This is a genomic window from Mycobacterium sp., assembly GCF_046330795.1.
Lineage (GTDB): Bacteria > Actinomycetota > Actinomycetes > Mycobacteriales > Mycobacteriaceae > Mycobacterium.
In genome coordinates this window covers 660,274-673,233 of sequence record NZ_JAXLSA010000001.1, presented here as the reverse complement: position 1 = coordinate 673,233, position 12,960 = coordinate 660,274, and the positions used below count along the sequence as shown (strand labels likewise).

The 12,960-nt window shown below is 66.6% G+C and carries 10 protein-coding genes and 1 rRNA gene; 9 read left to right on the top strand and 2 right to left on the bottom strand.

The genetic code is table 11. From position 1 onward, the window contains the following. Nucleotides 1-6: 6 nt before the first annotated feature. From U0R18_RS03290 to U0R18_RS03280, 3 genes are read left to right on the top strand one after another with little or no spacing between them, the layout of a single operon-like run. Nucleotides 7-627 (top strand): hypothetical protein, encoded by a 621-nt coding sequence (locus U0R18_RS03290; RefSeq protein ID WP_526365904.1) that lies wholly within the window; start codon nt 7-9, stop codon nt 625-627. After that, nucleotides 624-1,184 carry a hypothetical protein gene (locus U0R18_RS03285; RefSeq protein WP_526365902.1) on the top strand — a complete coding sequence of 187 codons (561 nt, stop codon included), beginning with the start codon at nt 624-626 and terminating at the stop codon, nt 1,182-1,184. Before U0R18_RS03290 ends, U0R18_RS03285 begins: the two co-directional genes overlap by 4 nt. Further along, the gene (locus U0R18_RS03280; protein WP_526365900.1) at nt 1,181-1,693 is read left to right on the top strand and encodes a hypothetical protein; all 513 of its coding nucleotides are present in this window, start codon (nt 1,181-1,183) and stop codon (nt 1,691-1,693) included. Before U0R18_RS03285 ends, U0R18_RS03280 begins: the two co-directional genes overlap by 4 nt. On the opposite strand, the gene U0R18_RS03275 is transcribed toward U0R18_RS03280, so the two are convergent. Together U0R18_RS03275 and U0R18_RS03270 are read right to left on the bottom strand one after the other, a co-directional pair. Continuing rightward, nucleotides 1,671-2,999, bottom strand: a complete 1,329-nt coding sequence (locus U0R18_RS03275) for a hypothetical protein (RefSeq protein WP_526365898.1) — start codon at nt 2,997-2,999, stop codon at nt 1,671-1,673. The genes U0R18_RS03280 and U0R18_RS03275 overlap by 23 nt on opposite strands. Next, nucleotides 2,986-4,758, bottom strand: coding sequence for an ABC-F family ATP-binding cassette domain-containing protein (locus U0R18_RS03270; RefSeq protein ID WP_526365895.1), 1,773 nt, complete (start codon nt 4,756-4,758; stop codon nt 2,986-2,988). The genes U0R18_RS03275 and U0R18_RS03270 overlap by 14 nt, the downstream gene beginning before the upstream one ends. A gap of 137 nt (nt 4,759-4,895) precedes the next feature. Between U0R18_RS03270 and U0R18_RS03265 the strand changes: the two genes are divergently transcribed. The 6 genes from U0R18_RS03265 to U0R18_RS03240 all read left to right on the top strand — a co-directional run bounded on the left by U0R18_RS03265 (nt 4,896) and on the right by U0R18_RS03240 (nt 12,572). Next, the gene (locus tag U0R18_RS03265; protein ID WP_526365893.1) at nt 4,896-7,880 is read left to right on the top strand and encodes an AMP-binding protein; all 2,985 of its coding nucleotides are present in this window, start codon (nt 4,896-4,898) and stop codon (nt 7,878-7,880) included. Between the two features lie 67 nt (nt 7,881-7,947). Beyond that, complete coding sequence (locus tag U0R18_RS03260) at nt 7,948-8,511, top strand: hypothetical protein (RefSeq protein ID WP_526365891.1); 564 nt, start codon at nt 7,948-7,950, stop codon at nt 8,509-8,511. Between the two features lies 1 nt (nt 8,512). Continuing rightward, complete coding sequence (locus tag U0R18_RS03255; protein WP_526365889.1) at nt 8,513-8,707, top strand: Trm112 family protein; 195 nt, start codon at nt 8,513-8,515, stop codon at nt 8,705-8,707. A 17-nt stretch (nt 8,708-8,724) separates the two neighbouring features. Continuing rightward, complete coding sequence (locus U0R18_RS03250) at nt 8,725-9,321, top strand: DNA-3-methyladenine glycosylase (protein WP_526365887.1); 597 nt, start codon at nt 8,725-8,727, stop codon at nt 9,319-9,321. Between the two features lie 28 nt (nt 9,322-9,349). Further along, nucleotides 9,350-10,657 carry a tyrosine--tRNA ligase gene (gene tyrS / locus U0R18_RS03245; protein ID WP_526365885.1) on the top strand — a complete coding sequence of 436 codons (1,308 nt, stop codon included), beginning with the start codon at nt 9,350-9,352 and terminating at the stop codon, nt 10,655-10,657. Between the two features lie 396 nt (nt 10,658-11,053). Beyond that, a 16S ribosomal RNA gene (locus U0R18_RS03240) occupies nt 11,054-12,572 on the top strand. The last annotated feature ends 388 nt before the right edge of the window (nt 12,573-12,960 follow it).

Below are 12,960 nucleotides of genomic sequence, written 5' to 3'. Positions count from 1 at the left end.
GCGGCCATGGCCGACGTTGCGGACACCGAGCAGCCCGCCGGGCCACCAAAAAGGCTCCGGACCTGGCTGACCGGGCTGAAGCTCAGCCAGCTGTCCCAGATCGGCACCCTGGTAGTGCTTGCCGCCACCGCGATGTTCGGTGGGCTCGACACCGTCAACGACCACGTCACCGTCGGCGAGCCCGGCACCCCGTTCAGCGACGGCGAGTTCACCGTCACGGTCGAGCGGGCGTCACTGGTTCCGGAAGTGCGTACCGGCACCCGGGTGCTGCACGCGGCCGAACCCGGCCAACGCTATCTCGGTGTCGTCGCGCAACTGCGCAACGACGGCACGGTACCCGGGGTGATCAATCGCGAGCTGCAACTCGACGGCCAGCCGGACGCGGAGTTGGTCGGTGTCTGGCGGTTGTCCGAGGGCCAGCCGGTGTCGGCGCTGGGCCCCGGCTTGACAGATGAGGTGGCATTCGTCTGGTCGCTGCCCGAAGATGCGGTCGTGCAAGGGGATTCGGTCACGTTGCGAGTCTGGACGAAGACCTTCACCGAGATGGTCGCCACCTACGGCCAGGGCTGGCTGCCGAGTGCAACCGACTACATCACGGTCACCGTGCCGGTGAAGGTGTCCCCATGACGCGCGCCCGCTCGCTGCTGACGGTGCTGTCCACCGTGTTGGTCATCGCGGCCAGCGCGGTGCTGTGGCACAAGCTGCCGGTCGCCACGAACATCTTCGCCCCGTTCGACGTACACGGTGACATCGGGCAACCTACCGCCGGCCGAAATCTGACGGCCGTCGTCGACGGCGTGACCATCGCGCCCACCATGACAACCAAGTACGACCGAAAATTGCGGGCCATCGGCGTCTGGCTGGTGGTCGACGGGTTGTTCGACGTCGAGAACGACCCCGGCCTACTGCACGCCGACCTGCTGGTCGGACCCAACCGCTACGAGCCCGCCGACCTGATGGCCTATCAGCCGCCGCAGTTGCAGCCGGGCATCAGCGAGCGTCGCGGCTGGCCGTTCGACGTCGCACCGACGGTGCTCGACGGTGCCGAAACGGTGGTGTTCCGGGCCTGGCTCGGTGACGGGCGGCTGGAATCCCGGCTGGTGATCGACATCCCCCTCGACGACAAACGCGTCCAGCGCGCGCCCAGCATCGATCTACCGCCGCCGGCACGGGAGGCTCGATGACCCTGCTGCCCACAGACCTGTTCCGGCGCAACGTGATCGGGTTGCTGGTGACGACCGCGACGCTGGCCGGGCTGTATCTGACGCAGTACCGCGAGGACTGGTCGCTCTACCGGAGCTCCATCGTCCCCGACCACGTCGCCGACGCCGGTGGCGCGGTCGACGTCGGCGGGCTCACCTGGAGTGTCGAGTCCGTTCGCTACTACGACGACCTGCCCGGCTACGGTTTCAGCGACAAATTGCCGGAGGGTACAGGGGCCGTGGTCGTCACCGTCAACCGAAAGGGTGGCGGTCCGGATGAGACGTGCGACGGCGTCATCACCGACGGCAGCCGGCGCTGGCAGGCCGAGGGGATGGGCGGGCAGACCGCACGACTGGCGCCGGGGGTTACCGACAACTGCGCCAAGCCCGGCCCGGTGCAGTTCACCTTCGTCCTGCCGCGCGATGTCCGGCCCACTGCGGTCGATCTCGTCGATTACCGCGGCCGGATCATGGTGCGGCTGGGCCTGTAGGAGTTGCGGCGGCATCCTGACGCAGTACGTTCTCCACGCAGTGGGCGAACACCGACGCGATGAGACAGACCCGCAGTGACTCGATCAGCACGTGCGAGATCATCGCCATGACACCGGTGAACGCCGACCAGAACGGCAGCGGGTGGGGTCCGAGAACCCACGCCATGCCGCGCAGCAGGTAGCCGTCGCCCGCCACCTTGATGCCGTAGAACGCCCCGGTCATGTCCAGCCAGGCCAAGAACACGTAGGCCAGTACGTACAGCGCGAGAGCGGGAATCCCGGCATGCATGATCACCCGGGCCGAGTCGGTGATCGGCTTGAACTTGCCGAGCTGTGACGTCGCGCGCTCGACGCCGCTGTCCCGCACGTACTTCGGCAGCTGCTGCCAGCCCGCGCGCACCCGGGTCTGCGCCGTCGCCGTGCGGTCGACCAGCACACTGCCCGGTTGGCCGGTGAACCGCTGCACCGCGGCACGCCAATCCGGGGTCAGCCCGACACCGTAGACAATGCCCGCCACCGCCAGCCACATCAGCGGGACGGCAACTCCACCGAATGTGGTTCTCAGCACCCACATGAGCAGGTCCCACGCGTGTTCCAGCGGCGCGAAATGTGAGAACAGTTCGGCGCGGGTCTCGTTGAACCACACCATGATCCGGCGCTCCGAGATCCACTTCGACGGATTGATCAAGATCGTCAGGCCCTCGTTGACCGAGAAGCTCAGCACCAGGAACACCCACAGCGCGTCCACGTAGATCCGGACCAGCACCATCCATTTCGGCAGCCGGTCCTTGACCTTGTTGAGCGCCCACCGGGTCACCAATGCCGCCGCGATGATCGCCCAGGTGCTCGTGCTGACCGGAAGGCTGCCGGGAGTCACCTCGGGGATCTGCTGGTTGTTTGCCGCGGCGGTGAAGATGTCGGCGACCCGATAGTCCAGCGCGCGCGTCTCGAAGGCCACCCAATCTTCGCGGAACAACTTCCAGGCCAGATAGATCGCAAAGAACGGCACGATCACCGCGGAAAAGATGTCGACCCGGCTGCTGCGGGGTGTCGCGCCGCGGACCAACGCCGGAAGCGCGGGCCGCAATACCAGGAACATCCCGACGTAGGAGCCCAGCCGGGCCAGGCCGGCCATGGGCATGATCAGCGATGCCCACACGTCGTTGTCGTGGCCGGCCCAGGCCGCCAACTCGATGGCGGCATCCCGCCCGAGCACGCCCAACAGGTACCACGCCGCCAATTGCGGAAAGTACTGCACGAACAGGCGCAGCGGCCGCAGCAGGTAGCGCGTATCAGCTCGCGTCATCGGAGAGCTCCAGCCAACGGTCCTCCAATTCGTTGTTCTCGCTCTCCAGTTCGCGAAGCCGCGCGGTGAGCGCACCCAGCCCCGTGTAGTCGCTGTGGTCGTGCTCGGCGATCTCGGTGTGCAGAGCGGAGATCTGTTCGGCGACCTTGGCGAGCTTACGATCGACGGCGGCGATTTCCTTGCGGTTGGCGTAAAGAGCTGCACCCGCGCCGGATTGGGTCTGCGCCGGCGCCTCGGCGCGCACGGGTTCCGCCGCCAGCCGCAGGTATTCGTCGATACCGCCGGGCAAGTGACGCAGCCGGCCGTCCAGGATCGCGTACTGCTGATCGGTGACCCGCTCCAACAGATACCGGTCGTGCGAGACCACGATCAGCGTGCCCGGCCAGGAGTCCAGCAGATCTTCGGTGGCGGTCAGCATGTCGGTGTCGACGTCGTTGGTGGGCTCATCGAGGATCAGCACATTCGGTTCGCTCAGCAACGTCAGCATCAGCTGCAACCGGCGCCGCTGCCCGCCGGACAGGTCGGACACCCGGGCCGAAAGATGTTCGCGCCCAAAGCCGAGCCGTTCGAGCAGCTGCGCGGGTGTCAAGTCCTTGCCGTCGACGACAAAGGTGGTCTTCAGCCGGCCGAGCACTTCGCGGACCAGGTCGGCCTCGACGTCGGCGAGGATGCCGGCCTGCTGGTCGAGCATCGCCAACTGGACGGTCTTCCCGCGTTTGACCCGTCCGGAATCCGGCGTCACCGTGCCCGCGATCAGGCCGAGCAGCGTCGACTTGCCGGCTCCGTTGGCGCCGACGATGCCGGTGCGCTCACCCGGGCCGATCCGCCATTCCACGTCCCGCAACACTGTGCGGTCTCCGAAGGAAACCGACACGTCGAGTAGGTCGATGACGTCCTTGCCGAGCCGTGCGGTGGCCAGCTTCGCCAGCTCGATCGGGTTTCGCAGCGGCGGGACGTCCGCGATCAGGGCGTTGGCGGCATCGATGCGGAACTTCGGCTTCGACGTCCGCGCCGGCGCACCCCGGCGCAGCCAGGCCAGTTCCTTGCGCATCAGGTTCTGCCGCTTGGCCTCGGTGGCCGCCGCGATCCGGTCACGTTCGACCCGCTGCAGGATGTAGGCGGCGTAGCCACCGTCGAAGGGTTCGATAATCCCTCCCCGTGGGCCGGAGTGCACTTCCCACGTGGTCGTGGCGACCTCGTCGAGGAACCAGCGGTCGTGGGTCACCAGCAGCAGTCCGCCGCTCTCGCGTGCCCAGCGGCCCTTCAGGTGGGCGGCCAGCCAGGTGATGCCCTCGATGTCAAGGTGGTTGGTGGGCTCGTCCAGTGCGATGACGTCCCACTCCTCGATCAGTAGCGCCGCGAGTTGGACCCGCCGCCGCTGGCCGCCGGAGAGCGTGGAAACCGTTGCCTTCCAGTCGATGTCGGTAACCAGTCCGGCGACGACGTCGCGAACCCGGGGATCGCCGGCCCATTCGTGGTCGGCGCGCTCGCCGACCAGTTCCCAACCGACCGTGCGGGTTTCGTCGAGGGTGTCGGCCTGGTCGAGGGTTCCGACTCGCAGGCCGGTCCGCCGGGTGACGCGGCCAGCGTCCGGGGTGATCCGTCCGGTCAGCATCCCGAGCAGACTGGATTTGCCGTCACCGTTGCGCCCGACGACGCCGATCCGGTCACCGTCGTTGATGCCGGCACTGACCCCGTCGAACACCACGCGGGTCGGGTATTCCAGACGAAGGGATTCCGCGCCGAGCAGGTGTGCCACGCGGCTGACCCTAGTTGGCGGCGCCGCGGGGCGATAACGGCGTCTCCCAAGCCGGGCTTCGGGGGGCGGGCGGTATGCCATGATGTGCAAGCCGTCGGGGGTGCGGGGACCTCGCATCACACAGTAGGGGAGCGCTTGTGGACCTGAATCTTTCCGCGGTCACCGGGCCGATCCTGCGCCCGGTCGGGCGGTTGGTGGCCACCGCGCAGAACGGTCTCGAGGTGTTGCGTCTCGGCGGGCTCGAGACCGAATCGGTGCCGTCGCCGTTCCAGACCGTCGAAACCGTGCCGATGTACAAGTTGCGGCGCTATTTCCCGCCGGACAGCCGCGTCCGGACGAAGTCCGGACCGCCGGTCCTGATGGTCCACCCGATGATGATGTCGGCCAACATGTGGGACGTCACTCGCGAGGACGGCGCTGTCGGCATCCTGCACCGCGCCGGCCTCGATCCCTGGGTCATCGACTTCGGCGAACCGGACAAGGTGGAGGGCGGCATGCGCCGCACCCTGACCGATCACGTCGTGGCGCTGTCCGAGGCGATCGACACCGTCAAGGAGATCACCGGTCAGAACATCCACCTCGCCGGATACTCGCAGGGCGGGATGTTCTCCTACCAGGCGGCCGCCTACCGGCAGTCCAGGGATCTGGCGAGCATCATCGGATTCGGCGCCCCGGTGGACACCCTGGCGGCGTTGCCGATGGGGATCCCGCCCAATCTGGGCGCGGTGGCGGCCGGTTTCATGGCCGATCACGTCTTCAACCGCCTCGATATCCAGGGCTGGATGGCCCGCACGGGCTTCCAGATGCTCGACCCGCTGAAGACCGCGAAGGCCCGGGTCGATTTCGTTCGCCAACTGCACGACCGGGAGTCGCTCCTGCCGCGTGAGCAGCAGCGCCGGTTCCTGGATTCCGAGGGCTGGATCGCCTGGTCGGGTCCGGCGGTGTCCGAGCTGCTCAAGCAGTTCATCGCGCACAACCGGTTGATGTCGGGCGGGTTCGCGATCAACGGTCAGTTGGTGACGCTCACCGATATCACCTGCCCGGTGCTGGCGTTCGTCGGCGAGGTCGACGACATCGGCCAGCCCGCGTCGGTGCGCGGCATCAAGCGCGCAGCGCCCTCGGCCGAGGTCTACGAGACGATGATCCGGGCCGGACATTTCGGCCTGGTGGTCGGGACCAAGGCGTCCGAGATCACCTGGCCGACCGTGGCCGATTGGGTGCACTGGGTGCAGGACGGCGGCACCCGGCCCGCCAACGTCGAGCCGATGCCCGACGCCACGCAGCGCACCGAGATCGCCGATACCGGGGTGCCGCTCTCGGCACGCCTGGCGCACGGCGTCGGCGAGGCTTCCGAGGTTGCCCTGACACTGGCCCGCAGCGCCGCGGACGCGGTCGTCGCGGCGAACAAGTCCGTACGCACCCTGGTCATCGAGACCGCGCGCACGCTGCCGCGGCTGACCCGCTTGGGACAGATCAATGACCACACGCGAATCTCGCTGGGGCGCATCATCTCCGAGCAGGCCAAGGAATCGCCCAACGGCGAGTTCCTGCTCTTCGACGGCCGCGTGCACACCTACGAGGCAGTCGACCGCCGGATCAACAACGTGGTGCGCGGGCTCATCGATGTCGGTGTGCGACAGGGCGACCGGGTCGGGATCCTGATGGAGACCCGGCCGAGTGCTCTGGTGGCCATCGCCGCGCTGTCACGGCTCGGGGCGGTGTCGGTGTTGATGCCGCCCGACGGCGACCTGCACGAGGCGGCCCGGCTCGGCGGGGTGGCGGAGATCCTGACCGATCCGACGAATCTGGAGGCCGCCCGGCACCTGGCGCTGCAGGTGCTGGTGCTCGGCGGCGGCGAGTCCCGCGACCTGCATCTGCCCGACGACACCGGCGTGATCGACATGGAGCGGATCGATCCCGACGCGGTGACGCTGCCGGGGTGGTACCGCCCGAACCCCGGCTACGCGCGTGACCTGGCCTTCGTCGCCTTCAACACGGTCGGCGGCGAGCTCGTCGCCAAGCAGATCACCAACTACCGGTGGGCGCTGTCGGCGTTCGGGACCGCGTCGGCGGCCGCGTTGTCGGCGAGCGACACGGTCTACTGCCTGACGCCGCTGCACCATCAGTCGGGACTGCTGGTCGCCGTCGGCGGCGCGGTGGTGGGCGGCGCCCGCATCGCCCTGTCGCGCGGCCTGAAGCCGGAGCGGTTCGTCCAGGAACTCCGCCAGTACGGCGTGACCGTCGTGTCCTACACCTGGGCGATGCTGCGTGATGTCATCGACGATCCCGCGTTCGTCCTGCACGGCCACCATCCGGTTCGGCTGTTCATCGGCTCGGGTATGCCGACGGGGCTGTGGCAACGACTCACCGAGACGTTCGCGCCGGCGCGGGTGGTGGAGTTCTTCGCGACGACGGACGGCCAAGCGGTGCTGGCCAATGTGGCCGGTGCCAAGGTCGGCAGCAAGGGCCGGCCGTTACCCGGCGGCGGCGAGATCGAACTCGCGGCCTACGACGTGGATTCCGACCTCATCCTCGAGGACGACCGCGGCTTCGTCCAGGTTGCCGCGGTCGATCAGATCGGCGTGCTACTGGCGCATCCGCGGGGTCCGGTCGATCCGACGGCATCCGTCAAGCGCGGGGTGTTCGCGCCGTCCGACATCTGGGTGTCGACGGAATCGCTGTTCCGCCGCGACGTGGACGGCGACTACTGGCTGGTGGGGAACCGGAACGCAGCGATCCACACGGCGCGGGGGGTGACATTCCCCGAACCCATCACCGAGGCCGTCAGCCGGATCGGTGCGGTCGATCTGGCCGTCACCTATCCGGTGCCGACCACCACCGACCATGAGGCCGCGGTCACCGCGCTGACCCTGCGACCGGGGGCGTCGGTCACGGCGGCCGACCTCACCGATGCCCTGGCGTCGATGCCGGTCGGTCTGCCGCCGGACATCGTCCACGTGGTGCCCGAACTTCCCCTGTCGGCGACCTTCCGTCCGATGGCCGGTGTGCTGAGTGCCGCCGGGTTGCCCAAGGTTGGGCGGCAGGTCTGGTACCACGATCCCGAGGACGGCCGGTACAAACGATTGACCGCGACGGCCCGCACGGCGATCGGCGGGGTGTAACGCTGCCGGGTTCTGCAGCGAAACCGCTGGTAGGCTCGGCCGTAATCATTCCTTGCTGGAGGACGCCATGTCATTGCACGCGCGCCGCGTGATCGCAGGTCTGGGATTGGCCTCGGCTGTCGGCCTCTCGCTGGGCCTCGGCTACGCCGCGGCCGATCCCGAGACGCCCACGCCGACGTCGCCCACCCAGGCCGCGGGCACGCCCGGGCTCCAGCTGACCGGCGGGGCCGCCGGGGGCACTCCGACCGTGCCCCGCAAGCAGGCCACCGGTCCGGCACCGTCGTATGCCTATGTCCTTGATCAGTTGTCCACGGAGTTCTCCCGGGGTTCGGGCGCCGGTCAGGTCGCCAACCTGCTGAACGAAGCGCTGACGTTGCGGGCGCAGGGTTTCCCGCCCAGGCCGGGTGATCTCATGGCCGTGCAGGCCGCCGTCGCCAAGCGGCCCAACCAGGGTCCGTTGATCGCCGCGCTGCAGGGCACCATCGCGCATCAGCATCAAATGCAGTCGCAGAGCGGCAGTTCCTCGCAGGGCCAGCCGCAGGTCGGGTTCGGCATCAACCAGGGCACCTGGGCTCCGGGCAATCCGATGATCCAGGACGACCCGATCTTCCCGATGCCGGGTCGCAGTTAGCGTGCTGGACGCCAAACTGCTCGACATTCTGGTGTGCCCGGTGGACCGGGGTGGCCTGATCTACACCGGAGCCGAGCTCTACAACCCCCGGCTGCGGCGGGCCTACCGCATCGAGGACGGCATCCCGGTGCTGCTGGTCGACGAGTCGCGCGAGGTCACCGATGAGGCCGAGCACATGCGCCTGACGGCGGGTTAGCCGCCGTTCCCGGCCGGTTGGACCGCGATCCGCTGAACGCGGCGCAGGGGCTTCTCGGCGCCACCCTGTTCGGCCGGGGCGTCGCGGCGACGGTCGTCGAGGTCGAGGCGTACGGCGGTGTTCCCGACGGCCCCTGGCCGGACCCCGCGTCGCATTCCTACCGTGGTCCCAACGTCCGCAATCTGGTGATGACGGGACCGCCCGGCCGGCTCTACACCTATCGCAGCCACGGCATCCACGTGTGCGCCAATGTCGTGTGCGGGCCCGACGGAGTGGCCGCGGCAGTCCTGTTGCGCGCCGGGGTGATCATCGAGGGCGTCGACCTCGCGCACGAACGCCGAGGATCGGCAGTCCCGGCCAGGGCTCTGGCCAGGGGGCCCGGTAATCTGTGCGCCGCGCTGGGAATCACGTTGGCAGACAATGGGATTGACCTTCTCGATGCGTCTTCGCCTGTGCGGGTCGAGTTGGCTGATCGGCGCGCGGCGCTGGCCGGGCCGCGGGTCGGTGTGAGCAAGGCGGCGGATCGGCCGTGGCGTTTCTGGCTCGATCGGTATCCCGAGGTCTCGGCGTACCGGCGCAGTCCGCGGGCCCCGCTGACCGGGCGCAGCGACTGACCGGACCGCGATACGGGAAGATCGGCACATGGCCAATCTGACGGGCACGACCATCCTCGACGACTTGGACTGGCGCGGGCTCATCGCGCAGTCGACCGACCGCGAAGCACTCGCGGGACAGTTGGCGGCCGGTCCGGTCACGGTGTACTCGGGGTTCGATCCGACCGCACCCAGCCTGCACGCCGGACATCTGGTGCCGTTGCTCACACTCCGGCGCTTCCAGCAGGCCGGACACCGGCCGATCGTGCTGGCCGGCGGGGCGACGGGCCTCATCGGTGATCCGCGGGAGGCCGGTGAGCGCACCTTGAACACCACCGACACGGTGGCCGACTGGGCGGGCCGCATCCGCGGCCAACTGGAACGTTTCGTGGAATTCGACGATTCGCCGACCGGCGCGGTGGTCGAGAACAACCTCTCCTGGACCTCACAGCTGTCGGCCATCGAATTCCTGCGTGACCTCGGCAAGCACTTCTCCGTCAACGTCATGCTCGACCGGGACACGGTCCGCCGACGCCTCGACGGCGACGGCATCTCCTACACCGAGTTCAGCTACATGCTGTTGCAGGCCAACGACTACGTCGAACTGCACCAGCGGTACGGCTGCAGCCTGCAGGTCGGCGGGTCCGATCAGTGGGGCAACATCATCGCCGGCGTGCGGTTGGTGCGCCAGAAGGCGGGGGCCTCCGTCCATGCGCTGACCACGCCGCTGGTGACCGACTCCGAGGGCAAGAAGTTCGGCAAGTCCACCGGTGGTGGAAACCTGTGGCTCGACCCCGAGATGACGTCGCCGTACTCCTGGTACCAGTACTTCGTCAATACGGCCGACGCCGACGTCGTCGCGTATCTGCGCTGGTTCACCTTCCTCGACGCGGACGAGATCACCGAGCTGGAACGGGCCACCGCGGAGCGGCCGCACGAACGTGCCGCCCAGCGCCGGCTGGCCCAGGAGCTGACGAGCCTGGTCCACGGGGCGGCGGCGACGTCCGCGGTGGAGCTTGCCAGCCGGGCCCTGTTCGGCCGCGGTGAACTGACCGACCTCGACGAGCCCACCCTGGCCGCCGCGTTGCGCGAGGCCGCGAACAACGAGGTGGCCGAGCTGCCGCCCGGGGGTCCGGACTCCATCGCGGACCTGCTGGTGGCGACGGGGCTGGCGGCGAGCAAGGGAGCCGCGCGCCGCACGATCGCCGAGGGTGGGGTTTCGGTGAACAACGTGAAGGTGACGACCGACGAATGGGTCCCGGCGCCGTCGGATTTCCTGTTCGGCCGGTGGCTGGTGCTGCGCCGCGGCAAGCGGAATGTGGCCGGGGTGCAGCGGGTCGGAAGGCCGTCCGATTGATCTTGAAAGTTCGAAAAATGCCGTCTACCAGCCGATTTGACTCCGAGTTTCCAGAGCCGTAACTTATTGCGAGTCAACGCGACACGGCCTGGCCGGGGAGCGCGGAGACATCCCCAGGAATAACCCTGAGGCATCAGGGTGTTCTACAGTCCGCTCTAGATCTTCGCGGCCAATCGGTCGCGGGGTTTCTGCGCGGTCCGGGGATCAACAGCAAGTCTGTTGTTTGAGAACTCAATAGTGTGTTTGGTGGTTTTTGTTTGTTGTTTTTTGCCATGCTCTGGTACCCCCGTGTTGGGGTGTGGCGTGATTGTTTTTGATGCCAGTTTTTGGTGTCTTTTTGTTAGGTCAGATTTTTCTGATTCGGATTCTGCCTGCGCCTTTGGGTGTGGGGGTTTTTGTTTGGAGAGTTTGATCCTGGCTCAGGACGAACGCTGGCGGCGTGCTTAACACATGCAAGTCGAACGGTAAGGCCCTTCGGGGTACACGAGTGGCGAACGGGTGAGTAACACGTGGGTGATCTGCCCTGCACTTCGGGATAAGCCTGGGAAACTGGGTCTAATACCGGATAGGACTCCGAATCGCATGGTTTGGGGTGGAAAGCTTTTGCGGTGTGGGATGGGCCCGCGGCCTATCAGCTTGTTGGTGGGGTGATGGCCTACCAAGGCGACGACGGGTAGCCGGCCTGAGAGGGTGTCCGGCCACACTGGGACTGAGATACGGCCCAGACTCCTACGGGAGGCAGCAGTGGGGAATATTGCACAATGGGCGCAAGCCTGATGCAGCGACGCCGCGTGAGGGATGACGGCCTTCGGGTTGTAAACCTCTTTCAATAGGGACGAAGCGCAAGTGACGGTACCTATAGAAGAAGCACCGGCCAACTACGTGCCAGCAGCCGCGGTAATACGTAGGGTGCGAGCGTTGTCCGGAATTACTGGGCGTAAAGAGCTCGTAGGTGGTTTGTCGCGTTGTTCGTGAAATCCCACAACTTAATTGTGGGCGTGCGGGCGATACGGGCAGACTGGAGTACTGCAGGGGAGACTGGAATTCCTGGTGTAGCGGTGGAATGCGCAGATATCAGGAGGAACACCGGTGGCGAAGGCGGGTCTCTGGGCAGTAACTGACGCTGAGGAGCGAAAGCGTGGGGAGCGAACAGGATTAGATACCCTGGTAGTCCACGCCGTAAACGGTGGGTACTAGGTGTGGGTTTCCTTCCTTGGGATCCGTGCCGTAGCTAACGCATTAAGTACCCCGCCTGGGGAGTACGGCCGCAAGGCTAAAACTCAAAGAAATTGACGGGGGCCCGCACAAGCGGCGGAGCATGTGGATTAATTCGATGCAACGCGAAGAACCTTACCTGGGTTTGACATGCACAGGACGCCGGCAGAGATGTCGGTTCCCTTGTGGCCTGTGTGCAGGTGGTGCATGGCTGTCGTCAGCTCGTGTCGTGAGATGTTGGGTTAAGTCCCGCAACGAGCGCAACCCTTGTCCTATGTTGCCAGCGGGTTATGCCGGGGACTCGTAGGAGACTGCCGGGGTCAACTCGGAGGAAGGTGGGGATGACGTCAAGTCATCATGCCCCTTATGTCCAGGGCTTCACACATGCTACAATGGCCGGTACAAAGGGCTGCGATGCCGTGAGGTGGAGCGAATCCTTGTTAAAGCCGGTCTCAGTTCGGATCGGGGTCTGCAACTCGACCCCGTGAAGTCGGAGTCGCTAGTAATCGCAGATCAGCAACGCTGCGGTGAATACGTTCCCGGGCCTTGTACACACCGCCCGTCACGTCATGAAAGTCGGTAACACCCGAAGCCGGTGGCCTAACCCTTGTGGAGGGAGCCGTCGAAGGTGGGATCGGCGATTGGGACGAAGTCGTAACAAGGTAGCCGTACCGGAAGGTGCGGCTGGATCACCTCCTTTCTAAGGAGCACCACGATGTTCGGGCCGGCCCGCAGAGCGCGGGGTTCCCGGTTTTCGAACGGATTCGTTGGATGGGCCTGGTCTGTAGTGGATCGGGTTCTGGTGCGCGATGAACAAGACGTTGACCAGGGCGGGGCCTGCTCCTTTTGGGGTGGGTAGACCTGGTGTCACCAGACACACTGTTGGGTCCTGAGACAACAGGCCCGCGGGCCCGCCTTGTGGGGTGGGTGCCGGCCCCTGGATGGTCACCCCCCTTTTTTTGGGGGGTGGGTGTGTGGGGGTTCGTGTTGTCGCTCCATCTTGGTGGTGGGGTGTGGTGTTTGATTTGTGGATAGTGGTTGCGAGCATCAGACCGCATGATTGCTCGGGTTGTCGTCGCTCTTTCGGG